This window comes from Paenibacillus sp. Y5S-9 (assembly GCF_036894235.1).
Lineage (GTDB): Bacteria > Bacillota > Bacilli > Paenibacillales > Paenibacillaceae > Paenibacillus.
On sequence record NZ_CP145887.1, the window covers coordinates 2,635,019 to 2,661,245 of the forward strand.

The window sequence follows — 26,227 nt, forward strand, 5'->3', positions numbered from 1 at the left end:
CAGGTGATAAGGAGTATACGTGTACTTTTCAAGAAAGCCGATCAAGATGTACCAGACTCATCAGGTCGAGGTATGTTGCTTCAACAAGTGAGCAAGCGATTAGGCAGTACTCAGGTACTGAATCAAATTAATCTGGAAGTGAAACAGGGCGAATGTGCTGTGCTCATTGGCAGAAACGGCTCGGGCAAAAGCACGTTGCTACGTATGTTGGCAGGTATTTTGTTACCCGGTACAGGATCGATCCAGCGCACAATGAAGGGTTCTGGTGGGTATGCAGTAGATGGCCTGCCACGTTTACCCTTTACCTCTGGAGAGTACTTGTGGGATATGGGTCGTATTCGGGGCATTCGCCCCGAAGTACTGCGTGGGCGGATTAGAGAACTTAGTGAACTTTTATATCTGGATACCGCGATCGATCAGAAGTTATCCTTATTATCGAAGGGTACACTGCAAAAAGTAAATTTGATTCAGGCCCTGTTACCTGGACCGGGTGGTCTTTTGTTGTTGGATGAACCTTTATCAGGCTTGGATATTCCAGCTCAAGAGGCAGTTGTATCCTTATTGGGACAATGGAAGAATGAAGGGACATCCATTGTAACAGCTTGCCATGAACCGTTGCTTATTGAACGTTTGGCAGACCAGGTGATTGTGTTGAAGAAAGGCAGCGTGCTCCGCTACTGGAGTCGTGAAGATATACTTCAAGCTGGCGAACCCGTTGTACGTATTCAAAGTCTGACGGAAGCTGGGGAGGATCTGGCTAACGATCTATCCGTTGTACAACAACCGGGAGTACTGTCTTTAGTTCGTAATACAAGCTCGGAGAAATCAAATTCTTGGTTGTGGGATTGGAAAGTAGTTCAACAATCAACAGATGATGTCCTCAGAATGATTTTGGCATCCGGAGGTTCGGTTGTGTCTGTACAACAGGAAGAAAGTCAATTACATATGGAAAGTCTGCTGGGAGGACAACATCCAGCTGTATACACGAGTCGTGGAGATGTCACAGAATCTGTGGACTTAAGCTCTTCCATGGATGATGCGGGGGGAGAAGCCAAATGATCTATCTGACCCGATATTTGTTAAGGCATCACATTCGCTCGCAGAAATATTTTGCACCGGTTATCTTTTATATCATCGCCATGCTACTGATTTATTCCTACAAACCCAACCCTATTGCGGACAGTTACAGTGTTACGGCTATGCTGTCATTTCTGGCAGCTGCTTGGCTCGGAGTAATGGTGATGAATACCGAACCTGCGAAGCAGTATCAATTACTTGTCCTTCATACAGGAAGCAGGCGTAAGGTTGTAACAAGTCAACTCATCTGTGCCTGGATCATGCAATTCATGCTCACCGTAATCACTGTGCTGTATCCCGTGTTCGCAGGAATGTTCGAGAGACAACCGACAGGTGAGGAGTGGATGATGACTTGGTTAGGACATCTGGGGTTATCGCTACTGGGATTGGGCATCAGTGTATTTTTTCAAAAATCGTACATTCCCTTGCTTAGTCGAAGTATGCCTGCCCTCATTATTGTATTATTACTATCGTTTATCCAAGGTTCCTTAAGTGAACGTTTGCCTGAATCGTTAGAATGGCTTGGCCGCATTCTTCCGCCAGCTTTTTATCTGGTTCGTGAGATGATGTTATTTGATGAATCAAAGATGGACTCTTTTGTTTCGGTTATGCTGTGGACTGTGCTCTATGCATTAGGGTTACTAATCATTCATGTGTGGCTGTCCGGAAGAAGAGATCTGCGGAGTTAGAAGACGCGCTTCCCGATAACTTGAATGTTGCTCTTGGTTTGGTTAGGATAGAGGGACATGGAATGGTTAACATTGTACGGTTGAAGGGGGCGCTCGCATATGCAAAATACAGATATCCAGAATGGTGACATGCTGGACAGCGAACACTCCAGGGAATTGTTTGCCTATTACGGATTGGCAGTGTACTACGGGCAGGCGCTTGAACAGCAGCTGGTCAATCTGATTTTATTAATGAAAATGTCTCAGGGTAAAGCCGTGTCTGAAGAGGATCTGGAAGATCTGTACGAACGAAAGATGAGCAGTTCACTGGGGCAGCTCATTCACGAAGTGCGCCATCATTTTACATTCTCTGAGGAAGAGACTCGCCAGTTGAATGAGTTATGGCAGCAACGTAACCGTATCGTACATCATTATTTCAAGGAACGAATTCACGAGACATTCAGTCCGGAAGGACGCTCACGCATGATTAAGGAATTGGAGGATTTCAAAGACCGTGCACAGGAGTTGGAGATCCGTCTTCAGCAATATACGGGTGCCTGGATTGCAGAGCTTGGTCTGGATGCCGAATCCGCAGCAGCTCTGCAAACGCTGGAGCGGATGCATACCGAGAGTATGCAAGCAAGGGCTTTGGAAGAGGATGAATGACAAGAAAACGGATAACGAAACGCTGGATATTAATTACGGCTCTGGCTGTAGTATTAGTGGGAATCCTATGGACTGTGGTTACGGCAGTACGAATATCTGTATATACGGATGAGGATTCGTCCAGGATATCGGACGCAGCCATTATTCTGGGTGCAGCCGTGGAGGGGGATAACCCTTCACCTGTATTTCGCGAACGTATTGAACATGGGATTGAATTATACCGTCAGGGTACCGTTCGTAATTTGCTTTTCACAGGTGGCTCAAGTGGTGATGGAGAGCATACGGAAGCTGAAGTGGGTCAGAAGTATGCCATCGCACATGGCGTAGATCCTGCGGACATTCGCATAGAGACCACATCGAGAATTACCGAGGAGAATCTGATCAATTCAATTCCGATTGGTGAACAGGCCGGTTACCAAACCTATACGATTGTGAGTGATCCGTTACATATGAAACGGGCCATGAAGCTGGCCGCCGGACTGGGTATGGATGCCGTACCCTCTCCGACACGAACTACGGCGTATCGAACCTGGCGCAGCAAGTTTCCTTTTCTCGCAAGAGAGACCGTGATGTACATGGGATATACGATCAAAGGATGGATAGACAATCCGCAGCAGCCATGAGGTTGCACGCGGATTGTTTTTTTTGTCTGGAGGAAATAAACAGTATCGGAATTTGAATCCCGATGAAAATACAAAAAACCGATCTACATCGCAAACCCCTAAGGTAGCCGTGTAGATCGATTTTTGTGTTGCCGTCGAGTACATCATTTTTGATTGGTTACTTAAAGAACTTTCAGTTTTACTCTGTTATGCATTGCCTCCGGCAAAGGAGGTTGAGGTTGGAACGGAATCACCTGACGGATTCTCGAGAGTTGCGACGGCTGCTGCTTGCGCACCTTGTTGAAGCTGATACATCTTATAATAGCGGCCTTTAAGCTCCATCAGTTCATCATGTGCACCTTGCTCAACGATACGTCCACGATGCAAAACCAGAATCTGATCTGCCGAACGAATAGTGGAGAGACGGTGAGCAATGATGAAGGTGGTACGTCCTTTTTTGAGGACTTCGAGTGCGTTCTGAATCAAAGCTTCTGTTTCCGTATCAATATTGGCAGTTGCTTCATCCAGAATGAGGATGGCCGGATCAAACGCCAGTGCACGAGCAAAGGAGATCAACTGACGCTGTCCAGCAGACAATGTACTTCCTTTTTCGATGACGGGTTCGTCAAAGCCTTGAGGCAAATGAGCCAGTATGCGTTCAGCTCCTACATCACGCAGCGCCTGTTCAATCCGTTCACGGGAGATCTTTTCATCGCCTAGACTGACGTTGGAAGCAATGGTGCCTGTGAACAGATACGGGTCCTGTAATACAATCCCCATATGCTCGCGAATCCACTGTTTAGGCAGATCTTTGACGTTCTGACCGTCAATTGTGATCTTGCCTTTTTGCGGATCATAGAACCGGAATAACAGGTTAATGATTGAGCTTTTACCCGAACCGGTGTGACCGACCAGAGCGACCGTCTGACCTTGAGATGCTTTGAACGAGATATTGTTAAGCACGTAATCTTTTTTATAGGCAAAGGATACATCATCGAAGACAACATTCCCTTTGTATCTTGGCATGGAACCATCGGTTACAGCTTCTCCCTTTTCATCCATCAGCTCAAAGACGCGACCAGCAGATACAAGGGAGGAGTCCAGGTTGGCGAGTTGATTCACCATGCCGGTGATTGGCTGGAACAAGCGACCCAGAACATCAACGAAGGCATACAGAACACCCAGGGAGATAATACTTGTGCCATCCAGCACACTGGAACCGAAGTACCACAGGACCACCGCAAAGGCGATATTCCGTAATACGTTAACCAGGTTGTGTGAGGTGAAGGCATTCAGGTTGAGCATTTTGTTCTGGTGTTTCATATAGTCATCATTCAGATCTTCGAATTCTTGTTTGGTTTGTTTCTGATGGCGGAATACGCGGATAATGGACATCCCCTGAATGGACTCGTTAATGATGGCATTGATCTCACTCAGTCGTGATCGAATGATCGTGTTGTAACGAGTGGCGAATTTGCGATAGAGCACAATCCATGTAACGAGCATCGGCACAACGAATAATGAGATCAGACCCAGGCGGACATCAAGCAGGAAGAGTGCGACATACACACCCGTAATTGTGATGATACCTGAGAAAAAGTTCGAAAGAACGGCAACGAACAGATCCTTGACGGCTTCTGTATCGTTCGTGACCCGAGATACAACTTTACCTGCGGGCAGGTTATCAAAAAAGTGCACCGGCAGTCGCTGAATGTGGGCATACACATCGTTACGCAGTCTTTGAATGACCTTGTTGGCCGAGGACTGCAGCCAGAATGTTTTACCAAACTCCATAATGACCGAGATCACGAGGAAGATCATGTAATACACAATTAATTGATAGATGCTGGGCATCTCCGGTTTGTAAAAAGCAAACAGTTCACCAGCGGACAAGGGTACTGCCGCATATTGGCCTGTCACTTCACCTGCGCGTGTAACCGTGAGGGTTCCATCCGCATATGTGCGGTCCCCGTCAGGTGCATTGACCGGTTCATTTACAAAATAAAAACTTCTGCCGGCCTGTAATACCCGGACTTCGGAACCTTTGTTTTCATCCGGTTCGAACAAGCCTTCGCGTTTGTAGTTTTTACCGTTGTAAACTGCGGCTTCATCTGAAGCTGTCGTCTCATAGAAAGGCTGCTCAATCGCGAGCAAGTGATTGTCGATCATGGATTTGGCGATGAACGGCCCGGCAAGCTCGGCCGCAACACCAATGGTAAGCATAATTAATGCAGCGATAAATGTTCCTTTGGCTTTCAAGGCGTAATCAAGCAGCCTTTTGCCTGTATTAGACTTCAATGAATTGACCTCCTACGTGGACAGATTGGACTCGACCTGTTGCCGTTCATACTGTTCACGGTACCAGCCGTTCATGGCTAACAATTCCTGGTGAGTGCCTTCTTCCGTAATTTTCCCGTGCTCCAGTACGATGATTCGGTCAGCATGTTCAATAGCAGACAGGCGATGAGTCGAGATCAGCGTGGTTTTGCCCGAGCGTTTGTTCCGTATATTTTCAATGATTTTGGCTTCAGTACGTGCATCGACAGCAGATAAGGCATCATCAAGGATCAGAATATCAGGGTTAGCAATAAAGGCACGTGCCAGCGATACCCGCTGTTTCTGTCCACCGGACAGAGAGATTCCTTTTTCACCAACAAGTGTATCCAGTCCATCGGATAATGTTCCCAGATCCCCGTCAAAAGCGGCGGTACGAATGGCTTCCATGATGACTTCATCACTGGCCCCAGGTTTACCGAATTGAATGTTCTGACGAACTGATTTGGAGAACAGAACTTGTTCCTGTGGTACGTACCCGATCCAGCTGTGCAAGTCATCTTTGGCGATATCCTGAATCGGATGCCCCGAGATGCTTAATGTGCCCGAACCGGCAGGGTATTCATGAAGCAGTTGTTTGAGCAAAGTAGACTTACCGCTGCCCGTACGACCCACAACACCCAATGTTTGCCCCCGCCGCAGCGAAAAGCTGATATGACTGAGATTGTCGACAGTGGAACTTGGGTAACGGAATGTAACATCCTGCATCGCAATTTCTTCCGGATTCGTAACGTGAGCAGGTTGCTCCACATCTTGTACGGCAGGTTCTACCGATAAAGTCTCGTTGACCCGATCAAGCGAAGCGCTACCACGTTGCATCAGGTTAATTAATTCGCCGATAGCAAACATGGGCCAGATCATCATCCCCAGGTACATGTTGAACGATACGAGATCCCCCAGGGTAATTTCATTATGAAATACAAGATAAATGCCGTAGGCAAGTGCAATCACATAACTGAGTCCAACGAAGAGTCGGATGGTGGGTTCAAATAGGGCATCCATTCTGGCAACAGCCAGGTTTTTGCGATACACATCTTCGGTCACATCGGCGAACCGTTTCTCGTCCAGACGTTCCTGCACATAAGCACGCACGACACGAATCCCGGCGATGGATTCCAGCACCTGGTCGTTCATATCTCCGAATGCATCCTGTGCCAGGGTATAACGTTGATGTACAGCTTTACCATAGATCATCATGGCAATGGCGATAAAAGGTAATGGCAGGATTGCCGCCAAGGTCAGTTTCCAACTAACCAGGAAACCCATGGCGAACAATACGGTGGCCAGAAAGGCTGTAGAGTCTGTTAAGGTCAGCATGCCGAAGCCTGCTGTAGTAGCAATGGAACGAAGATCATTGGTGGCCCGAGCCATCAGATCTCCTGTTCTGTTTTTCTCAAAAAAGGGAGGAGTCATCCGTAACAAGTGGTCCATAAAGCGTGAACGAAGCAGCCGCTCCACCAGATTGGCACCACCAAACAGTTTGTGCATCCAAACGTATGTAACGAGATAGATAATGATGACTGTTCCCAGAATAAGCAAAATATAACGGGTAAGTGAGGTGCCGGTAATGGAACCGCGCACAATCTCGTCGATTGCATTGCCAAGAAGACGAGGGGGCAGCAGTTCGGCAATGCCCACCAGAATAAGCAAGATGACACCGGTCAGGTATCGTTTGCGTTCCAGCCGGAAGAACCAGGCCAGGTTTTTAAGTACAGAGAACAAGTGTTATCCCTTCCTTTCGATGTCCGAGAAATGCAGATTCCGTTCCTGTATGCCGAAATGTACCCACAAAAAAAGACATACCGCACGCAGGCGGTATGTCTTCATATGATCATACGGCAGCATGGCTCCGAGAACAGAGCCGCCACCATACATAAGTTCGATTGTGAGTAAACATCACAGAGGTTCTAATGAAAGAACGCCTTGTCATGCCGACTTATGAACGGAATAATGATTTCGGGTGTGCTCCGGTATTTAATTGTGTGCTGAATTGACCTATCATATCTTTGTTAAACACCGTAATCACCCTTTCTTTTTTGGAAATAAATACAATGTAGACCTCGTATGTTTGCATCTTAACACCAGCTTTTACAATCTGTCAAACATTTTTCACAACTTAATTTGTCTTCATATGCCCTCTCGGGTTTGTATTCAAGTCCCTGTCGAGATATGATGGAACATATATATACAGAAGGAGCTGACACCAAATGAGTACCATACATGTATCCGATCAAGCTGCTCGCTGGTACAAGGAAGAACTGAATTTGAACGAGGGAGACAGCATTCGATTTTTTGCCCGTTATAGCTCTGGCGGAGGTCTTCACCCTGGATTTTCGCTAGGTATTGCTGTGGAGAAACCAAGACATCCTGCGGATCAAACCGAAGTGTCGGGGATTCAATTCTTTATGGAAGATCACGATTATTGGTATCTGAAAGGGCACCAACTGCATGTGGATATCGTTGATGAAGGTCAGGATATCGAATATCGTTATACGGAAATCTAATTTTTGAAGTCTTGCTAAGCAATAGATGGATTACAGGTCGCCACCGGCTTCCGAGTAGGAGGAGGGGATAAGCAGTGAATCTGCCACCACGAGATTTGGCCCAGTATATCGCAAAACGCTCTCATATTGTTGTAAAAGCGGCGGTGCGGGCTGAGAACGAACAAGGTGAATTACTGCTGATTCAGCATGCGGGGCACGGTCATTGGCGGTTGCCAGCCGGTGAGATGCGCCCGGGGGAGGCCATTGAAGATGCTGCACATCGGGAGTTATGGGAAGAGACAGGTTGGACTGCTGATACCATGACTCTGGAAGGTCTGTATTCGGGGCCTGACCTGCGGTATCTGCATTCAAGCGGAGATGAAGAGTATTATGTCATTGCCCTGTTCCGGACAGTGATCATTCAGAATGACCTTGTGGAGTCGCGTGTAAATAGTGATGCGGGTCTGAAGTTTTTTGCTCTGGAGTCGTTACCACCTCTGAATGAGATTAGCCGAATTCTGTTAGCGCGGGATATTGCCGAATAAAATAAGTGTTAACGCAAAAAAATGACCTTGGCATCCACGTTAAAGTGGGTACTGAGGTCATTTTTTTGAAACTTACTTGCGTATTCATTGCGCCATTTATACTTGATCCAGTGGTTCATCATCCATCGCAAAATCAAAATCATCAATGTCAAATACCTGTACAGGTGATTCGGACTCAATTATGCGTGCGATCAGTTCAACCTGATCGGTGAGAATCGGGATACTCAGGCGATGAGATGTCAGCAGCAGTTCTGTTTCAATGGGATCGAAATACTCCCCGTACTGTGCCGTATCTATTGCATTGATAATGGCAACGGATACTTGGTCACCGAATAAAATGGAGGGGCTTTTGGCCCATGGAATAAGTAATGCACGCTCTATTTTTTTCTTATTCAGCGGTTCCTCGAAATAAGAAATCATTTCATTGATTTTGGATTTCACATGCTGATCATCTGCCGGGTTATCCATCATGGGATCAGGACTGGTCTGGAATTCATATAGCTCAAGGATGGTGGTATAAGGAACAATATATTCAACAGGCGCGGGCGGCGCTAGCAATTGACCGTAAATGGCCACCATCACGGCTTCTGTAATAAACTGACGTGACATGGTTCCTTAATCCTCCTGCGCCATTAATAGTTGCAAAGTGAATCTATACGTTTATGCAACAGCATAACCATAATAGTACGTGTTCAAATAGGACGGTTTTCAGTACCGAGAAGACATTTCGGCTGAATTCCATATTCGATGCTGAGGATGCCTCTAGCATCCTTCGTAATCAAAAGCGGACTTTTTGAACAACCTCTAATATGCATTATTCTGCTGTAGACTCGTGTACATGATTTGCATGAATAGAAGTATATCACACAACGGTGGGAAATACAGCCAATCTGCATAGCATGTCAGGTCACAACCCTCACAACTTGAATCAGGATTTGCCCAGTAACAATGATAAAATTCCCGCCGCAATCAATGGCCCCACAGGTACACCCTTGAACAGGGCAACGCCAAGTACCGTTCCGATTAACAGCCCTGCAACGACAGTTGGCTGTGTACCCATCAGCGTAGCACCACGTCCTCCGAGATATGCCACGAGTAATCCTACGCCAATGGCGAGCAGTGATTTCCAGTGCAGGAAAGACTCACCGATCGTCTGCAGACTCATCTTGCCACTGGCAAGAGGTGCCATCACGCCAATGGTCAGAATGATAATGCCCAGTGTAAGTCCGTATTTTTCAAGCCATGGAAATGCCTGATTCAGGTTCAGGACTCGTAGCAACAACAGAAATACCATCGCTACGGTCACAGGTGTGTTGCTGCTGATAATCCCGAGAGCCGCAAATACGAGCAACAGCAGGGAAGTCATATCCATGGTTTTCATTTCCCTTCAATCTGTCCACGTTGTTTGCTAACGATATGTTCCGCAATGTAACGTCCATGCCAGCGCCCGGATTCAATAAAGACTTCATTGGCATTACGACCCGAAGCGATGACTCCGCCCACATATACACCAGGTACGCTACTTTCCATCGTTTGTGCATCATATAGAGGTTTATCCATATCATCAGACATTTCCACACCTACCGATGTGAGTAGTTGACGATCTGGACGGAAACCGGTCATGGCCAGCACAAAGTCATTATCCAGTTCCCGAGTGGAACCATCCGTGTGTATCAGACGAATCGAATCATCCAGTATTTCATTCACGCGTGATTCCAGGTGCAGTGTGATACGACCTTTTGTCACCATGCTCTCGAATAACGGACGTACCCATGGTTTAATATGCTGGGACAGACCATTGCCGCGATAAACCATATCAATATGAGCTCCGACCCGAACCAATTCCATGGCCGCATCCACGGCGGAGTTGCTTCCGCCAATAATGGCGACACGTGTACGGGTATAAGGGTGGGCTTCCCGGAAGTAATGAGTTACTTTATCTTTATCTTCTCCAGGGATACCCAGATAGTTAGGATGGTCAAAATAACCGGTAGCCACAACTACATTGCGTCCAACATGTACGATGGCCTCCCCGCGGCGATTGAGCGTATGTACCTCAAACGTACCATCATCCTTGCGTTTAATTTCACGGGCTTCTTCATAGTTATGAACACGCAGACCAAAATGTTCGGCTACCCTGCGATAATAGGCAAGTGCTTCATAACGAAACGGTTTATCATTAGGTGTGCTGAACGGAACGTTTCCGATCTCAAGCAGCTCGGCTGTGCTGAAAAACTGCATATGGGTTGGATACAGATAAATAGATTGAACGATATTGTATTTCTCAACGATCACAGCGGACAGTCCCAGCCGCTCACATTCAATGGCAGCAGACAGACCGCATGGGCCTCCGCCAATAATAATGACATCTTCCATGTTCTTAATCCTCCTTATTTCAAGCAATATAATCCTACCGTAAATAACGAGCCAATGCCAGTTCAAGCGTGAGTTTAACTCAGACAAGTTTAATTGAATCCAAAGGAGTTGACGTAGAGAGAGGAAAAGATTAATATCAAATTAGATATTTATCTAATTGAAAGTGAGATGAACGATGATGCAGCTGGAGAAAATTGTGGCTTATCATAAAGCGTTGGCTGACCCGACCCGGCTCCGCATGCTGCTGTTGCTGGCACAGGGTGAACTGCACGGACAGGCACTTGCCGAACGGCTGAATCTGTCACAGCCAACCGTGACACATCATGCATCCAAGCTGAGAGAGGCGGCGCTGATTAAGGAACGACGGGAGAAAAATACAGTGTATTTCACACTCAATCCTTCGTTTATCCGCGAGAATGCACAGGCTTCGGTTGATTTTATTTTTAAGCGAGAGGAGGTTACGGATATGAGTGATGTGAACGAAACATTGAAAGCGTCGGTCATGAGAAATTTTTTCTCCAAAGATGGGCGACTGCGTCAGATTCCGGCTCAATACAAGAAAAAACTGATTGTACTTGGTCATCTGGTCGAGCAGCTTGAATTTGGTCGGAAGTATACGGAGAAAGAAATCAATACATTTATAAAACAATACCATGAAGACTTTGCCACGATTCGGCGGGAATTTATCATGCATCAGTTCATGTATCGGGAAGAGGAGATCTATGAATTGAATCCGAAGGAGATGTGGACACGCTGGGATCAGGTCAAATAAAGTAGACGGGTAAAAATAGTTTGGGCTTGACAACTGCAAAGCTCAGTGTGTAACATAATGGATAATTCTACAAGGGAGGCGATTGTTTATGACAAACTTAAATGCAGTATACGTTAATTTGAATATGAACAGCGTCTCCGGAACGGATCAAAGCATGTAATTTTGCGTTAGCTGGATAGCAGTATCCATTGTAACGTGAAGTATGACATGCTCAGATGAAGCCACGGGTGACGCACCCGTGGCTTTTTTGTTTGCCAATAAAAGGGTGTTCCTGAATTGTTTATTATCGGAGGGTTAAGTACTCTATCCGGTATATCTACGAGAAGGGATGATCTTTATTCAGCTAACTACTTATTGCCGCGGGTGTACTTCTACTCGTGGTTTTTTGTTTTGATCTGGACCGGAGATAATTGTTCACTCGGCTTGAATGAAGTAAACAAACTTATTTTGGGAGGAATTTTTATTTTAGATAATCATATTGAGAAGTACGGCTGGTCTGCAAAGTGGCAGAAACTGTGGCAAGAGACAGGAATGGAAGAGCAGGAGAAAAAGCCAGCCAGAATTATCGCAGACCATGGACATCTGCAACGTTTGGTTACAGAAGAGGGCGAATGCTGGGGAAGAATATCGGGCCGAATGCGTCATGATAGTCTGGAGACCAGCTTGGTACCAGCGGTTGGAGATTGGGTGGCGATTACAGGTCAGGCAGGTGAAGAAGCAATTATTCACAATCTGGTGCCACGTCAGAGCAGGGTATCAAGGCAGGCGGCAGGTCCAGTGACCAAGGAACAATTAATCGCCGCAAACGTAGATACACTGTTAATCGTGGCTGCACTTAATCATGATTTCAACCTTAGACGACTCGAAAGATACGTGATGATGGCTTGGAATGGTGGCGTAAGGCCGGTCATTGTCTTGAGCAAAAGTGATCTATGCAACAATGTGGAAGAACAGATCCGAAGTGTAGAAGGAATTGCTCCAGGCGTTGAAGTACTTGCAATATCTGCAGTGGAGGGGCAAGGAAAATCCTTACTGGAACGATATTTGCAGCCAGGGTTGACTGTTGCGCTCACAGGATCTTCTGGCAGTGGCAAGTCTACGCTGGTGAACTGGATGATGGGTGAGGATGTGCAGCTTACACAATCCGTCCGCGAGGGAGACAGCCGTGGGAGACATACGACAACACACCGGGAGATGTTTGTTCTTCCACAGGGAGCCGTATTGATCGATACTCCAGGAATGCGGGAGCTTAATCTCTGGGATGAAGGCAATGATGGGCTGTCGCAAGCGTTTGGAGAAATTGAGGAGCTTGCGGCCACGTGCAGATTTCTGGATTGCAGTCATACACGGGAAGCCGGATGTGCAGTGAAAGAGGCCATACAGGATGGTTCATTGGATGAAAAAAGACTGAATAATTATCTGAAAATGCAAAAGGAATTGCAATATCAGCAACGCAAGGAAGAAGTGGCATCGAGAAGACGTACCGCCTCCAGCAAACCGGCCAATAGTCGTAAACCCAAGCACTCCCGTAGTGTGAAAGAGTGGGAGGAAGCCTGAAATCAGGCGGGCATCATCCGGCACCTTGCATAAGATAGGTCAGGAGGGATGTCATTATGCCGGATTACAGGATTATTGTAGATCTGTCTGACCACATGTTATATCTTCTGGATGGCAATCAGGTGATTAAGGGATATCCCGTGGGTACTGGCAAGATGCTCACACAGACTCCAAACGGGGAGTTTACTATTATTAACAAACAATCCAATCCAGGTGGGCCATTTGGCGTGTTCTGGATGGGACTGTCTGCTCCCCATTATGGCATACATGGAACCAATGAGCCTTGGTCAATTGGCAAATCCGTCTCCCATGGTTGTATACGCATGTACAACTCGGATGTACTGGATCTGTCTTCCAAGGTATCTGTAGGCACGAGAGTAACGATCCGGCCGTAGGGCCGGATTTTACTTTATAAGAGGTAGTTCAATGGATCAATTTGGAATTATAGAAAGAAGAACATATAATATGGTAAAACTATGGAAGTTACGAGAGAAAGCGAGTGATAGCTATGCTGATCAGGCTGGCGCGTGAAGGAGATGCGCAAGGTATAGCCCATGTACATACAGAGAGTTGGAAGACAACGTATCGGGGAATTGTGCCCGACGATTTTTTGGATCATTTGACTATAGAATCAAGATTGTCTCAGTGGGAGAAGACCATTCGTTCTGACGAAAAGGATCAGATTCTGGTGGTAGCTGAACAAGATGATGGGAACATTGTCGGATTTGCGTGTGGGGGTAAGGAGCGTGAAGGCAAATTACCTTATGATGGAGAGTTGTACGCTATATATTTGCTGAAGGAAGTGCAACAAACGGGGATAGGTCAGCAACTGGCGACACATGTCGTTCATCATCTGCAGACCCACAATATGAAACGTTTGATCATATGGGCTTTGGAGCGTAATTCAGCTTGCCGCTTCTATGAAAAGATGGGAGGCACTCCAGTCCAGACACAGTCCCTCCGCATTGGTGGTCAAGATCTGATCGAAGTTGGCTACGGATGGGAAGACTTGAGCCTCTTTGGAGAGAAGAGCCTGCCCGGCTGTTGAAAGACGTCCAGATGCTGAGAGAATAGTGGGAGTTGTATTGTTTCCCTTAAGCTTAAAGAATGGAAGAGCCAATTCAGGTCTTCACGTTTGCGTAATTCTGAACAAGGTTAATGATGTAGTACACCGTTGTGCAGGTGTGACATTTAATCTTGATCAGGAGGCGTATTCACATGACTTTAATGGACACTGAACATACAACATGGACGAAACAATATATTAATGGCAGCTGGGTAGATGGCTCCGGTGAGAAAACAATGGAGAATATCAATCCTTATACGGGAGAAGTCATTGCTACATGGCGCTCTTCCAATAAGAAAGACATAGATCAGGCTTATGAGTCAGCTCAGAAAAATTCGATTGAATGGGCGAAGTCTTTGCCCGCTGCGAAAGAAGAGGTATTGCGTAAAGTTTCATCCCTGATGACAGAGCGAAAAGAGGAGATTATTCAGCTGCTGATCACGGAATCCGGGAGTACCCGAATCAAATCGGAGGCGGAGTTTGCAGCGGCTAAACGCATTGTGGATGAAGCATCATCTTTTCCTTATCGCATGAAGGGTGAGATTATTCCGTCCAATACTCCTGGCAAAGAGAACCGTGTGGTTCGCGAGCCGAAGGGAGTGATTGGTGTTATCGGGCCATGGAACTTCCCTTTGCATCTATGCCTTCGATCTGTAGCTCCAGCGATTGCCCTTGGTAATGGTGTGGTGATTAAACCAGCATCGGACACTCCAATTACGGCAGGTTGGCTCATTGCCGATTTGTTTGAACAAGCCGGTCTGCCTGAAGGCGTGTTGAATGTTGTTGCCGGAAGTGGCAGCGAGATCGGGGATTACTTTGTCGCTCATCCGGTTCCCAAAGTAATTTCATTTACGGGTTCCACAGAAGTTGGACAGGGGATCGGTAAACTGGCGGGTGAACATTTAAAAGAAACGGCACTCGAACTAGGCGGCAACAACGCCATGGTTGTGCTGGAAGATGCGGACATTGAACGTGCTGCCGAAGCCGCGGTCTTTGGCAAGTTTCTGCATCAGGGACAGATCTGCATGGCTTTGAATCGTATCATTGTGCATGCCGATATTTACGACAGATTCGTCGATTCATTTGTTGCCAAAACGAAGAATGTCCAGACAGGTGATCCGGCGGATGCCAAAACACTCGTGGGTCCTCTCATTCGGGAAAAAGAGGTAACACGATTGCTGGAGCTTGTGAACAAAGCCAAGGCCGAAGGTGCACGGTTATTGCTCGGGGGGACCAGTAAAGGCAGCGTGCTATCTCCTACTATACTTGCCGATGTTAAACCTGAACAAGATATCGTGCAGCAGGAATTATTCGGCCCCGTGGCAGTGATCATGAAGGCTCGAGATGAGCAGGAAGCTGTACGTTTGGCGAATGATACTCCTTATGGACTTAGTGGTTCCGTATTCACCAAAGATCTGAATCGGGGATATGAGGTTGCCCAGCGCATTGAATCTGGTATGGTGCATGTAAATGATCAGTCTGTGAACGATGAAGCACATGTGATGTTTGGCGGTGAAAAAGCTTCAGGGATTGGACGTTTCGGTGGGGATTGGGCCATTGAGAAGTTTACACGTACTCGCTGGATCAGCATTCAGCACCAATATCGGGAATATCCGGGAGTGAAATAAGTCGAAAAAGGGTGAACTGGCAGAGGCATTTATGGATGATTAGAATGGGCTGCAAAAAGATCGACAAATCATGCGAAAGTCCGTCTCCAGCTTGGTGGGACGGGCTTTTTGCACAATTTTACACCGCAGCAAAATACGGCTTAATATAAGAGCGGAAAAGCTGTTTGGGGCTGACGCTATCTGGTTATTTATGGATACACGGAAGAATCGATCCGTAAATCCAATGGCAAAGGGGCTTTAAATTCATGTCCATTGACCGCTTTATTCTGAGGAAACTGAATACCTGTCAGGAAGAACATACACGTGCCAATTTGGTTCGGCTGTTTGTCATTCGTATTCGTAAAGCCGAGATTGCGGAAGAACATGATGCCGCCTATGTCCTGAGCAAACTGCACTGAGTGATGGCTGATAATAATTGCGATCCGCTGTTAACGTGTATACAACTCAAAAAAGGAAGCTTGTCTATAACGACAGCTTCCTTTTTCATGTCTTGTAATGAATGTGTCTTGGGTGACTCCTTTTAATATAAGGATAAAGCAAGGGAGTCGTTTTCACTTCGACTGTGGAGAATGGCTTCTCCATTCACAATCTCAATACTAATTAAAGAATGCAGACATTTTTGAATGGCGCGTTTACCGTTGCTAATTTTATGCTCCAGAGCACTGCTAAGCAATCTTAATGTCTTCTGCATAGGTTGTTTGTTTTCTTGATTAAAATATACAGGGATTGATTTGTTTTGAAAGGTTATTAGGGTTCTCACTTGAAATCACCTCACGGTTGTTATTTCATACAGCTAATATTAAATACCAATGCTTAAAATTACCTTAAAATCAGCTTATGAAAACATAAAGGTGGGTAATGTTTGAAAAGTGTTCACAATTCAATTGTGGGCGAAGGAATAAAAGTCCTGAAAAACGAAACATAATTACCATTTAAATGGAACAAAAAATAAAAAGTTTCGTATCCTCGCAATATTTAAATGCATAACTGCCACGAAAGTTCTGAGTCGAATGTACGATATTTTAATATATACGTGGGTCATATGTAACAAAATTACAGGTGGTACATTGCAAACAGGGTGTTTATGTAAGAAAATAGGGTTGATATAACGATTCATTCTCTTTTTTTTGATTTAATCTGACATTAGGACAATTTACATATGAGACCATGGGAGGGATTCGGATGATTCTAACCGTGTATTCCGGCCGCGAGGAAGGAGAATGGTTCGACATCGATGTTCCGGACGAATGTACCATTGAACATTTGAAGACATTACTCGGCGTTCGCATTTTTGGACAGGCACCGGGAGACGGCATTCAGTACATCCTTGAAGCCAAGTTTCCGGAAGGTCTGTGGTTCTCTCCGCAGAACGCACAGCAGTTAATGGAAACAGGGCTGCGACAAGGCAGTTGCGTACGTGTCCAGCGGGCTTTTTCAACGACTTCGGAAGAAGCGCCTGTATATGGAAGACGTTCATTGTTTCAACAGGACAGCAACGAATAGGGCTTTTGAACGTATACATTCATTATTGAACGAACTAAAGGAGGTCTTCTCTTCGTGAATGTGTTATATCAGCGTTCTCCAAGAATGACACCGGTTCTCAAGGAAGAGAGACTCGAAATACTCAGGCCTCCAACAGAACCGAGCAAACCCACGTTTTCCATGATATCCATTATTGTGCCGATCATGATGACCATGGTCAGCATTGGTTTCTACGTATATATCAATATGACCGGCAAAATGGGCAACAGCAATTATATGATGTTTCAGATGATGACGGTCATGATGATGCTTACTTCTTACACCATTCCATTCTTCGTGTATCTGAGCAACAAGAAATCATATCGCAAAAAATTGGAAGAACGAAAAACAATGTATCTTGCCCAACTGGACAAACACCGGGAAGAACTGAAAGAAGCTCAGGCGGAGCAAGTGAAGAGCCTGTACGAAATTCATGGTGATCCGGGTGTGTGTCTTCAAGTGGTGAAGAACCGGAACAGTTCCTTGTGGGAACGTTCACCAGAGGATGATGATTTCCTTCAGGTTCGCATTGGTACGGGAGAGATTCCATTCCGCATCAAACTTCAGGTACCGCGGATTGATGGATACGAGAAGGACGAGCTGATTGAAGCGGCCCATGAACTTGCGGCTGAATTCCAGACGGTACCGGATGCTTCCATTACATTGCCTTTGTTCCAATCGAAGGTTATGGGACTTGTCGGTGATCGGGAGGAAGTGCTTGCTTCCCTGCGAGTCATCATCTCACAGCTGACGGTACGCCATTCCCCGGATGAATTGAAGCTTGCTGCTTTCTATGAAGAAAAGGACAGCAAGGAATGGGATTGGCTTCGCTGGATGCCCCATATCTGGGATGAAGACCAAGGACAACGCTATATGGCCGACAGGCACAGCGGTGCGCATCAATTAGCGGACAGCTTGTTTTCCGTGTTGAACCGGCGTCGTAACAATAAGGAAGACCGTTACAAGAAAAGCGTACAAACGCCATGTTACGTTGTAATTCTCTCCGATACGCAATTGATTGAAGAAGAACCGTTACTCCCCTTGCTGCTGGAATCGGCTCAGGAAATTGATGTATGCACTATCATACTGGCTAATCGCAAAGAGTCTCTACCGATGCATTGTCAGTTGATTATGGATGCCTCCAAGGGCAAAGGGGTGTATATCAAAAAAACGGAAGATGCAGATGTTATTCAACAAACGTACAAGCCTGATGTGATCTCGAAGGAGATGGCAGAGGCACTTTCCCGTTATATGTCACCGATCCGGTTAAAGCGGTCATCTGCTTCAGATATCCCACAAGTGCTTCCATTATTCGATATGCTGAGCACATCACGCGTGGAAGATTTGGATGTGGTGTCCAGATGGGGACAGACGAGATATCCTGATACGCTGCCTGTACCAATGGGTGTACGCGCTGGCGGCAAAAAAATTGCGATAAACCTGCATGACAAAATTGAACGTCAGGGTCATGGTCCCCATGGTCTGATTGCAGGTACAACCGGTTCAGGTAAAAGTGAAGTCATCCAGTCCATCGTAGCTTCACTCGCTGCTGAATTCCATCCACATGATCTGGCTTTCATGCTGATTGACTATAAAGGTGGCGGGATGTCCAATACATTTGTTGATCTGCCTCATGTGGTGGGGACGATCACCAATCTGGATGGAAATCTGATCGAGCGGGCAAATATCTCACTTCGGGCCGAACTGGTCAGAAGGCAAAAAATATTAAATGATGCGGGAAACCTCCAGCATATTGATGAATATTACAAGATTCTGCGTTCCAGACATGAACAGCCACTTCCACATCTGGTTATTATCATTGACGAGTTTGCTCAATTGAAGCGGGACCAGCCGGAGTTCATGGATGAATTGATCAGTATCGCGGCCATTGGCCGGACACTTGGGGTTCATCTAATTCTGGCAACCCAAAAGCCAGCTGGTGTTGTAGACGATAAAATATGGAGTAATTCGCGCTTCCGGATCTGCCTTCGCGTACAAAGTGAGGGAGATAGCAGGGACATGATCAAGATTCCAAATGCTGCCTGGATTACAAAGCCTGGTCGCGGATATTTCCAGGTTGGTAGTGATGAAGTGTTTGAAGAAATGCAATTTGCCTGGAGTGGTGCACCTTATAACCAGCAGGAGGATTCAACAACGGTATTACCTGTAATGGAGGTGCGCCTGAACGGTAAGCGGGAGCCTCTGTTAACCGGAGAGCGCAGAGCCGTTCTCAAAGGTGAAGATGTTCCGAAACAGCTTCAGGTATTTATTGATTATGTTGCGAAGTCTGCAGCGGATGCGGGTATCCGTCGTTTGCCAGGACCATGGTTGCCACCTCTACCAGAGACACTGGAATGGGAAGGTCTTCAGGAATGGCAGGAAGAAGAGAATCGGGATCTGCTGCTTGATGGCGGGGCGAGTGGTCTGAAACCACTGGTAGGTTTGCTGGATGATCTCCCGAATCAGCGCCAACAACCGCTTGCATTGCCTGTAGATCAAGGCCATCTGGTCGTGTACGGTATGCCAGGACTGGGCAAAACAACATTTGTTCAGACCTTGCTTATGTCTCTGGCCCGTTCCCACAGAACTGAGCCTTGGCATGGTTACATTATCGATATGGGCCGTATGATGAAGGACTTTGCAGCACTACCTCAGATCGGTGGCGTGATGATGGCTGAAGAGGAAGACCGGATCAAGCGGTTATTCCGCTATATTCTCAAGCTGTCAGCACAACGCAAAGATATCATCTCGGAGGCGGGTGTTAAAACGATTTCGGCGTACCGCCGGACAGCTCACGCGGCTGTACCGCAGGTTGTGGTCGTTATTGATGGTTATCTTTCATTCCGCAATGCCTATCCGGAAGAAAATGAACTTCTGGAGACGATCCTGCGTGAAGGCGGAAGTTTGGGTATTACCTTTGTGCTCACCGCCAATCGGGTAACCGATGTATTTGAAAAATTCAGAAGCAATATTCCCAATGCGGTTTCATTTGAGTTATCCGATCCAAGCGATTATTATTATGCCGTGGGAAGACCTTCCAAGGCACCAAGTCAACTTCCGCCAGGAAGAGGTCTGGTCAAAGGCCAAGTGCCTCCATTAATGTTCCAGGCGGCATTACCTTCTTCCGGGGCAGATGAGGGCAAGCGTTCATCGGCACTGCGCCGTACGATTGCTGAGATTCGCCAAGGCTGGACAGGGGAAGAAGCGCCGCAGATTGCTCCACTTCCGGAAGAGATCAAACTCAAGGATCTGCTCATTCGGACAGGGTCATATGGTCAGGCTTGGGATACATCGTCTGTAACTGTTCCAGTGGGACTGCTTACGGATGATCTGGAACCATTCCAGCTTAATCTGCGTGAAGGTCCGCATTTCATGGTAACAAGTCCGATGGAAGGCGGCAAAACAACATTTTTGTTGACATGGATGGTATCACTGGCTTATCATGCTTCTCCGGAAGCTGTGCAAATATACACAGTAGATATGCGTTATGGCTCAGGTGGGCTGGGGGAAATCAGCAGTTTGCCCCATGTCCGTGGACATGTATCGCGAGAAGAACAGCTTGCGCCTGTCATTCAACAGTTGTACGATGAAGTTCTGAAAAGAGGCGAGATTTCCGGTGGACCGGAACTTGTGCTCGTCATCGACGATGCGGACACCTTGTCCAAGCAGCTAAACGATTTTAATGTAAAAGATCAATTGGGAGCGATTGTTCGTCAAGGAAGGGATCGCGGTGTACACGTGATTCTATCCGGGGTTCCGGCAGACTTCCCAACCTTTGGTTCTGACTGGGTAACGGATGTGAAGGCTTCCCAGAGCGGAATGCTGTTCGGGACTTTAGACCCTAACGATCTCTCGTTCTTCCGTATACCTTATTCCGAATCTGGAGGTAGTTCAGGTGGGCTGAAGGTACTGCCTCCGGGTCAAGGTTATTATGTAAAACGTAAATATTCCAGGGTTAAAGGTGCAGTTCCATGTGATGACAGCTGGAAAATGACCGATTGGATTTCTGAAATTCGTGACCGATGGCATGTTGTAGTTTGAGGGGAGGTGGCTCATAATGTTGACGGTTCATGATTCTAAGCAAAAGGTAGTCACGTTGCAAACAAAGGAACTTTTTTTCCTGGCTGGTATTCTCGGTTCAGACCGACTGCTTGGTGTGGAAGATCCGTTTCGCGGCTATATGGCGGAGGATATCGCGATGGAGTGGGAGCGTGTCAAAACCTCCCTGCTTGACAAAGGATATCTGATTCGGGATCAGGATACCGATGAGCTGATCATGACACCGACCGTTTTCTCGAGGGTAGCCATTGCCGGATTGTCCGACAGAGCTTGTTGGATTCGCTACACGATCAACAGCAAGTCGTATGAGAGTTATATCCATTGCACGGATGAGCGGGTCGTTGAAGTTTCCCGTGTTGACGACGTACCGGACTCGTTCCGGCTCAGCGATCTGGGAAGTGTTCGTGAAGCCATTGATGTTCTGATAGAGCGGATGAAATGGAGCGGCCATTCTCCTGCGGAGAAACCGGCCCTAATGTGCTCCAAGAAAAAATTTTATGATGTCATGAATGAGCTCGAAAACAGCGGGGTACAGACCGTAGCAGAGGAACTTGAACAGGAGACAAGTGATCCTGAGGGCTCACTTGCACTGGCACGCTGTCTGGTGGGTAAGGAGTCAGACGGGGAGCTTAGGTTGCTCGTATGGAATGAAGATGGGTGGAAGTCGCAGTCCGCAGCGTTTGCTGCAAGTGCGGTATCCAACTGGTTGTTCCGGATGAGCACTGCGGCTTCAGATGATTGGCTAGTTGCAGCACTGACGACTAGAGAACAGTTTCACGAGATGCTGCTGGACTGGCTTAAACAGCCTGCAGGGGAAGAGGAAAGGTGATGGTAAATGCGCATTCGTGTGGAACCGGATGTGCTTCGGGCACTGAGCAAGCAGATTCAGTATGCAGCGGAGCAAATACAGCAAAAGATGACAGTGTTGGATCAGGCGATTCATTCGCTGGAGTGGGAGGTTGAATCCCGCGCAGCGGTGATGAATGAATGGAATCACAGTAAACGACTGGGCGAGGATGCGCTGCGTCGATTAATGGACTTAAGCGTACAGCTGGGACGCAAAGCGTTGTTATTCCAGCAGGCAGACATGGAGTATCGTTCCGTGCTGAGTCATGTGAACACAGCCTATGGTAATGCGGTCAATATGCTGAATGTTCTTCAGAACAATCGTACAGGAGAAATCATGCCTGCACATTCTGCAACTGTAGCTGTAGTATCCGATCCCCTTTCCGCAATGGCGGCCGTATATCGTGTACAGGATGCCGCTCCGCCTGATGGCTCCCCGGCTACATTAGTCCAGGCTATGCAGCCTGAGCCTGTAGCTTGGAGATTCACAGATCCTTCCTTTCGGGGAAGAAGAGGGACCGAGCCTGTGGTTTCCTGAACAGGGTGAATAAAAGTAACAGCAGAAAGTGAATCTTTTTTTGTAAATAGGCTGTTAGGAGAAGTTTCAAGTGCTGAAAATGGGGTAAATAGGATTAGGTCCTTCGGCTTTTGTCCGATCGATCCTGGTATAGTACAATTTGAACAAGTAAAAATTTAATTGCACAAACCAAGGAGGAATTTACCAATGGCAGGACGTATTTTAGTTACCCCAGAGCAGCTTGATCAGGTTTCCAACCAATTTAAACAAAGCGGTGAGCAAAGTCAGCAAATCGTATCTACATTGACTCAATCCATCACAAGCATGGAAGGACAATGGGAAGGTATGACAAAGCAACGCTTCTTCCAGGAGTTCCAAGAAGCTAGCAAACAAATGCAATCATTCGTTCAAACGCTGAACAGCATCAGCGCTGAACTTACAGCTATTGCTAACAAATTCCGTACAGCTGACCAAGCTCGTTAATCTGCTTTACATAGATCAGGCCGATGTGAAGTCTGAATTCGCCCTGAATTATAGGTGGATAGCAAGCTGAAGATGTACAACTACAGCAAAAACCGGGCGTTGTCACAACACCCGGTTTTTGCTGCAACTATGACACTAGGACAGAGAGAGGGATAAGCATGTCTTTTCAACCAAATCCCGGGGATGAAGTGGTGATTAACGACATTGCCTATACGATTGGGCAACATCCGGCTGCGCCGGGTCTGGCTTATGCCCAAGCCGGAAGGCAGGGGATTGTTTATCAGTTGTTACCCCGAAATGGTTCCCTTCATGGGGCCAAAGCACTAAAAGTCTTTTTTTCTAAATTCCGTATTCCGGCTATGGTATATCAGTCTGAGCATATGGAGTCTTATAGTGAACTGCCAGGTTTGCAGGTATGCAAGCGTGATGTGCTCACTCCGGAAAGAAACGGAGCGCTCATTGGAAAACATCCCGATCTGTTATATGCGGTGTTGATGCCATGGGTGCAAGGTCAGACCTGGTTCGATGTGATTAGTGATCAGAGACAGTTGACGGCTGAGGAAAGCCTGAAGCTGGCCAGAGCGCTTGCTGGAACGGGTTCGGCTATGGAACAACGTGGACTGGCTCATTGTGATATGTCCGCTCCCAATGTAATGATTCCGTTTTTTTCCGAAGTGGAGAACCTCAGGAAGACGTCTGCGGTAGAACTTGTGGATGTCGAGCAGATGTACGGTTCCAAGATGGATCGTCCGGATGCCCTGCTTGCCGGGTCGCCCGGTTATGCAGCCCATCGAACAGTGCACAGCGGTTTGTGGAGTTCATATGCTGACCGATTTGCCGGAGCTGTTATCATTGCTGAAATGTTAAGTTGGTCCGACCCTGTGATTGTAGAGAAAGCGTGGGGCGAAAGTTATTTTGACCAACATGAAATGCAAACGGTGAGTGAACGATATTATGCGATGCGGGAGTCCCTGGAGAAACGTTGGGGTTCCAAACTGTCCGATCTGTTCATTCGAGCTTGGGAAAGTCACGATCTGAGCAGCTGTCCGACGTTTGGCGAGTGGTATGTTGCATTGGCTGCGGTAGATGTGGATCAGGCCAATGCGGTTGCTGCTGCGACATCGGAAGAAGAAGCTGCCAATTCGTCCGAAGCTGACGAGAATCTGACAAAGAGCTCAGAACCAGTAAGTGAGCCAGTGAATACGCAAGATGGGAACATTTCTCAAACGCCGCACTCTCCCGATCAGGAAGCGGTTGTGAACCGTCTGTTCCTGCAAGCAAGAGCCCTGGAGGATGAAAATAAACCGGCTGCAGCACTGGAAGTGTACCGCTCGCTTTATCATTTTATTCCTCATAACAGCGCGATGCAGATGGAAGTTGAGGCTGCAATTAAGGAACTGGATGCCAAGCTTAATCCAAAAGAAGACACAGACAAACCTGTACCTGTGCCATTCTACAGATCCAAAAAGTTCATGATTTCCTCCGCTGTGCTTATTGTATTGCTGGCAGGTGGCGTGCCAACGGTCAAAATACTCGCCGATCAGGCAGAGGTGAAGCAGAAAGAACAGCAGGAAGCCACACGACTGGCAGATATCAAAGCTGCGGAAGAGGCTGAAGCTGCAAAGGCAGCTGCGCTCAAACAGCAGGAAGAGCAGGAGAAGCAAAAGGCCGCAGAGGCTGCAAAACTGGACGCAGAGGAAAAGAAAAAGCTTGCTGAAGCCAAGCAGAAGGAAGCGGAAGCAAAGAAAAAAGAAGAAGAACGCAAGGCGTTACAGGCCAGGTACGACAAACAGGCTAAATATGAGGCCTATTTGGTGAAGCAGGAACAGCAGAAAAAAGAAGCTGCCAAGAGAGCGCAGCAAGAGAAGTACGATAAACAGGCAAAATATGAAGCTTATCTGGTCTGGAAAAAAGAGAATGATGCCAAGCTTGCAAAACAGGAAGCGGAGCGTAAAGCGGCAGCTGAAGTTAAACGTCAACAGGAGATTGCTCAGAAAGCAGCTCTGAAGAAAAAACGTGCCCAGAATGTGGTCACGCTGATTGCTCATTACAATAAGACGTATAACGCGCAAAAAGGCAGAAAAATTGAAAATGCGGAATCGTATGCCCGTGATTTCAAAAATCTATATAATACCGATGCTGCTTATTTCAAAGGGGTCGGTAAAGTGGCCGCTCGAATGAGTGCCATTAACAAATTCCTGAGCAACACCAGTTATACGTTGCCCAACTTATAAAATAACACTTGAATGAATGACGGAGGTGACTCACCCTAGATGAACTACACGATTCAAGCATCACAGCGTACACCTGCACTTATCATATATTTAATTGATATTAGCGCCTCCATGAATATGGTTCTGGAAAATCGTCGACGGATTGACGTTGTCTATGATGCCTTATCTCTTGCGATCCGCCAAATGGTATTTCGCTCTACCAAGGGTAATCGTCTGACACCTCGCTATCGTATAGCCATATTGGCATACAGCGATGATGTATATGACTTGTTAAACGGTATCAAAGGAATTGACGAGATCGCTGCAGTTGGTTCTCTGCCTGACTTGACACCGAAACGGTTTTCGGATTCTGCGAAGGCTTTCTTGCAGGCTGAAAAGATTCTGCAGGCCGAAATTCCGAATATGCAGGATTGTCCTGCGCCACTTGTGTGCCATATGACCGATGGGGTAGCCACAGGTGAAGATCCCGAGCCCATTGCGAAAAGAATCATGGGCATGAGTGTACCTGATGGCAATGTGCTGGTAGAGAATATTTTTATATCGGATCATCTGCTGGAAGGGCCAATTGCTGAACCTAGAAGATGGAAGGGAATCTCTTCGGAAACGAATCTACAGGATGAGCATGGAGAGAAGCTGCGGAATATGTCATCCGTCCTGCCCGAAAGTTATCGGGAAATGCTTGTTGAAGCTGATTATCTGCTGGCACCCGGTGCACTCATGATGCTGCCAGGTACATGTGCAGAATTGGTATCAATCGGGTTCCAGATGTCCGCTGCTACGCCTGTGAGATAGG

General features: G+C 46.9%; 25 protein-coding genes. 19 read left to right on the forward strand and 6 right to left on the reverse strand.

Going from position 1 to position 26,227, the window contains the following annotated elements; genetic code table 11:
• Positions 1-3 precede the first annotated feature (3 nt).
• The 4 genes from V6669_RS11800 (at position 4) to V6669_RS11815 (ending at position 3,034) form a co-directional block, all read left to right on the forward strand.
• Positions 4-1,059, forward strand: coding sequence for an ATP-binding cassette domain-containing protein (locus V6669_RS11800; RefSeq protein WP_338593881.1), 1,056 nt, complete (start codon positions 4-6; stop codon positions 1,057-1,059).
• Positions 1,056-1,766, forward strand: coding sequence for a hypothetical protein (locus V6669_RS11805; RefSeq protein WP_338593882.1), 711 nt, complete (start codon positions 1,056-1,058; stop codon positions 1,764-1,766). The genes V6669_RS11800 and V6669_RS11805 overlap by 4 nt, the downstream gene beginning before the upstream one ends.
• 99 nt (positions 1,767-1,865) lie before the next feature.
• Positions 1,866-2,411: a hypothetical protein gene (locus V6669_RS11810; protein WP_053061520.1), complete on the forward strand. Its 546-nt coding sequence runs from the start codon at positions 1,866-1,868 to the stop codon at positions 2,409-2,411.
• Positions 2,408-3,034, forward strand: a complete 627-nt coding sequence (locus V6669_RS11815; RefSeq protein WP_338593886.1) for a YdcF family protein — start codon at positions 2,408-2,410, stop codon at positions 3,032-3,034. Before V6669_RS11810 ends, V6669_RS11815 begins: the two co-directional genes overlap by 4 nt.
• Before the next feature lie 186 nt (positions 3,035-3,220).
• Here the strand turns inward: V6669_RS11815 and V6669_RS11820 are convergent, their stop codons facing one another.
• Positions 3,221-5,311, reverse strand: a complete 2,091-nt coding sequence (locus tag V6669_RS11820) for an ABC transporter ATP-binding protein (RefSeq protein ID WP_338593887.1) — start codon at positions 5,309-5,311, stop codon at positions 3,221-3,223.
• A 12-nt stretch (positions 5,312-5,323) separates the two neighbouring features.
• Positions 5,324-7,069: an ABC transporter transmembrane domain-containing protein gene (locus tag V6669_RS11825; RefSeq protein ID WP_091031779.1), complete on the reverse strand. Its 1,746-nt coding sequence runs from the start codon at positions 7,067-7,069 to the stop codon at positions 5,324-5,326.
• A 485-nt stretch (positions 7,070-7,554) separates the two neighbouring features.
• On the opposite strand from V6669_RS11825, the gene V6669_RS11830 reads away from it, so the two are divergent.
• A complete protein-coding gene (locus V6669_RS11830) occupies positions 7,555-7,851 on the forward strand; it encodes a HesB/YadR/YfhF family protein (protein WP_017689086.1) in 297 nt (98 codons plus the stop codon).
• 74 nt (positions 7,852-7,925) lie between these two features.
• A complete protein-coding gene (locus V6669_RS11835; RefSeq protein ID WP_338593888.1) occupies positions 7,926-8,375 on the forward strand; it encodes an NUDIX domain-containing protein in 450 nt (149 codons plus the stop codon).
• Positions 8,376-8,471: 96 nt separating this feature from the next.
• Here V6669_RS11835 and V6669_RS11840 read toward each other — a convergent pair whose 3' ends face one another.
• From V6669_RS11840 to V6669_RS11850, 3 genes are all read right to left on the reverse strand, one after another.
• On the reverse strand, positions 8,472-8,984 hold the full coding sequence (locus V6669_RS11840) for an ADP-heptose synthase (RefSeq protein WP_338593889.1): 513 nt from the start codon (positions 8,982-8,984) through the stop codon (positions 8,472-8,474).
• Positions 8,985-9,303: 319 nt separating this feature from the next.
• The gene (locus tag V6669_RS11845; RefSeq protein ID WP_036609212.1) at positions 9,304-9,747 is read right to left on the reverse strand and encodes a DUF441 domain-containing protein; all 444 of its coding nucleotides are present in this window, start codon (positions 9,745-9,747) and stop codon (positions 9,304-9,306) included.
• Positions 9,748-9,752: 5 nt separating this feature from the next.
• Positions 9,753-10,751, reverse strand: coding sequence for a YpdA family putative bacillithiol disulfide reductase (locus tag V6669_RS11850; protein ID WP_338593890.1), 999 nt, complete (start codon positions 10,749-10,751; stop codon positions 9,753-9,755).
• Between the two features lie 178 nt (positions 10,752-10,929).
• Between V6669_RS11850 and V6669_RS11855 the strand changes: the two genes are divergently transcribed.
• The 6 genes from V6669_RS11855 (at position 10,930) to V6669_RS11880 (ending at position 16,172) form a co-directional block, all read left to right on the forward strand.
• Positions 10,930-11,523: a metalloregulator ArsR/SmtB family transcription factor gene (locus V6669_RS11855; RefSeq protein WP_091034982.1), complete on the forward strand. Its 594-nt coding sequence runs from the start codon at positions 10,930-10,932 to the stop codon at positions 11,521-11,523.
• A gap of 276 nt (positions 11,524-11,799) precedes the next feature.
• Positions 11,800-13,080, forward strand: a complete 1,281-nt coding sequence (gene rsgA / locus V6669_RS11860; RefSeq protein ID WP_338593892.1) for a ribosome small subunit-dependent GTPase A — start codon at positions 11,800-11,802, stop codon at positions 13,078-13,080.
• A 56-nt stretch (positions 13,081-13,136) separates the two neighbouring features.
• Positions 13,137-13,475, forward strand: a complete 339-nt coding sequence (locus tag V6669_RS11865; RefSeq protein WP_036609207.1) for a L,D-transpeptidase — start codon at positions 13,137-13,139, stop codon at positions 13,473-13,475.
• A gap of 113 nt (positions 13,476-13,588) precedes the next feature.
• Positions 13,589-14,128, forward strand: coding sequence for a GNAT family N-acetyltransferase (locus tag V6669_RS11870; protein WP_338594909.1), 540 nt, complete (start codon positions 13,589-13,591; stop codon positions 14,126-14,128).
• 170 nt (positions 14,129-14,298) lie between these two features.
• Entirely contained in the window at positions 14,299-15,774 is a 1,476-nt protein-coding gene (locus V6669_RS11875) for an aldehyde dehydrogenase family protein (protein ID WP_338593894.1), read from the forward strand.
• 245 nt (positions 15,775-16,019) lie between these two features.
• Positions 16,020-16,172 (forward strand): hypothetical protein, encoded by a 153-nt coding sequence (locus tag V6669_RS11880; protein ID WP_164783094.1) that lies wholly within the window; start codon positions 16,020-16,022, stop codon positions 16,170-16,172.
• Positions 16,173-16,294: 122 nt separating this feature from the next.
• On the opposite strand, the gene V6669_RS11885 is transcribed toward V6669_RS11880, so the two are convergent.
• Complete coding sequence (locus V6669_RS11885) at positions 16,295-16,534, reverse strand: hypothetical protein (RefSeq protein ID WP_074094612.1); 240 nt, start codon at positions 16,532-16,534, stop codon at positions 16,295-16,297.
• A 422-nt stretch (positions 16,535-16,956) separates the two neighbouring features.
• Here V6669_RS11885 and V6669_RS11890 point away from each other — a divergent pair, with 422 nt between their 5' ends.
• The 7 genes from V6669_RS11890 (at position 16,957) to V6669_RS11920 (ending at position 26,226) form a co-directional block, all read left to right on the forward strand.
• Positions 16,957-17,277 carry a hypothetical protein gene (locus V6669_RS11890; protein WP_074094613.1) on the forward strand — a complete coding sequence of 107 codons (321 nt, stop codon included), beginning with the start codon at positions 16,957-16,959 and terminating at the stop codon, positions 17,275-17,277.
• A 54-nt stretch (positions 17,278-17,331) separates the two neighbouring features.
• Positions 17,332-21,336 (forward strand): type VII secretion protein EssC, encoded by a 4,005-nt coding sequence (gene essC / locus V6669_RS11895; protein ID WP_338593896.1) that lies wholly within the window; start codon positions 17,332-17,334, stop codon positions 21,334-21,336.
• Between the two features lie 16 nt (positions 21,337-21,352).
• Complete coding sequence (locus V6669_RS11900; protein ID WP_074094615.1) at positions 21,353-22,183, forward strand: hypothetical protein; 831 nt, start codon at positions 21,353-21,355, stop codon at positions 22,181-22,183.
• A gap of 6 nt (positions 22,184-22,189) precedes the next feature.
• Entirely contained in the window at positions 22,190-22,738 is a 549-nt protein-coding gene (locus V6669_RS11905) for a WXG100 family type VII secretion target (protein WP_017689072.1), read from the forward strand.
• Positions 22,739-22,924: 186 nt separating this feature from the next.
• The gene (locus V6669_RS11910) at positions 22,925-23,200 is read left to right on the forward strand and encodes a WXG100 family type VII secretion target (RefSeq protein WP_017689071.1); all 276 of its coding nucleotides are present in this window, start codon (positions 22,925-22,927) and stop codon (positions 23,198-23,200) included.
• A 158-nt stretch (positions 23,201-23,358) separates the two neighbouring features.
• Positions 23,359-25,434, forward strand: a complete 2,076-nt coding sequence (locus tag V6669_RS11915; protein WP_338593900.1) for a hypothetical protein — start codon at positions 23,359-23,361, stop codon at positions 25,432-25,434.
• A 39-nt stretch (positions 25,435-25,473) separates the two neighbouring features.
• Positions 25,474-26,226: a vWA domain-containing protein gene (locus V6669_RS11920; RefSeq protein ID WP_076330724.1), complete on the forward strand. Its 753-nt coding sequence runs from the start codon at positions 25,474-25,476 to the stop codon at positions 26,224-26,226.
• Position 26,227: the final 1 nt, after the last annotated feature.

Coding starts and splice junctions, on each gene's coding strand:
- V6669_RS11810 (WP_053061520.1), top strand. CDS start 1,866: ATGCAAAATACAGATATCCAGAATGGTGACATGCTGGACAGCGAACAC.
- V6669_RS11875 (WP_338593894.1), top strand. CDS start 14,299: ATGACTTTAATGGACACTGAACATACAACATGGACGAAACAATATATT.
- V6669_RS11915 (WP_338593900.1), top strand. CDS start 23,359: ATGTCTTTTCAACCAAATCCCGGGGATGAAGTGGTGATTAACGACATT.
- V6669_RS11880 (WP_164783094.1), top strand. CDS start 16,020: ATGTCCATTGACCGCTTTATTCTGAGGAAACTGAATACCTGTCAGGAA.
- V6669_RS11840 (WP_338593889.1), bottom strand. CDS start 8,984: ATGTCACGTCAGTTTATTACAGAAGCCGTGATGGTGGCCATTTACGGT.
- V6669_RS11905 (WP_017689072.1), top strand. CDS start 22,190: ATGCGCATTCGTGTGGAACCGGATGTGCTTCGGGCACTGAGCAAGCAG.
- V6669_RS11870 (WP_338594909.1), top strand. CDS start 13,589: ATGCTGATCAGGCTGGCGCGTGAAGGAGATGCGCAAGGTATAGCCCAT.
- V6669_RS11910 (WP_017689071.1), top strand. CDS start 22,925: ATGGCAGGACGTATTTTAGTTACCCCAGAGCAGCTTGATCAGGTTTCC.
- V6669_RS11920 (WP_076330724.1), top strand. CDS start 25,474: ATGAACTACACGATTCAAGCATCACAGCGTACACCTGCACTTATCATA.
- V6669_RS11815 (WP_338593886.1), top strand. CDS start 2,408: ATGACAAGAAAACGGATAACGAAACGCTGGATATTAATTACGGCTCTG.
- V6669_RS11805 (WP_338593882.1), top strand. CDS start 1,056: ATGATCTATCTGACCCGATATTTGTTAAGGCATCACATTCGCTCGCAG.
- V6669_RS11830 (WP_017689086.1), top strand. CDS start 7,555: ATGAGTACCATACATGTATCCGATCAAGCTGCTCGCTGGTACAAGGAA.
- V6669_RS11865 (WP_036609207.1), top strand. CDS start 13,137: ATGCCGGATTACAGGATTATTGTAGATCTGTCTGACCACATGTTATAT.
- V6669_RS11900 (WP_074094615.1), top strand. CDS start 21,353: ATGTTGACGGTTCATGATTCTAAGCAAAAGGTAGTCACGTTGCAAACA.
- V6669_RS11855 (WP_091034982.1), top strand. CDS start 10,930: ATGCAGCTGGAGAAAATTGTGGCTTATCATAAAGCGTTGGCTGACCCG.
- V6669_RS11845 (WP_036609212.1), bottom strand. CDS start 9,747: ATGGATATGACTTCCCTGCTGTTGCTCGTATTTGCGGCTCTCGGGATT.
- V6669_RS11890 (WP_074094613.1), top strand. CDS start 16,957: ATGATTCTAACCGTGTATTCCGGCCGCGAGGAAGGAGAATGGTTCGAC.
- V6669_RS11850 (WP_338593890.1), bottom strand. CDS start 10,751: ATGGAAGATGTCATTATTATTGGCGGAGGCCCATGCGGTCTGTCTGCT.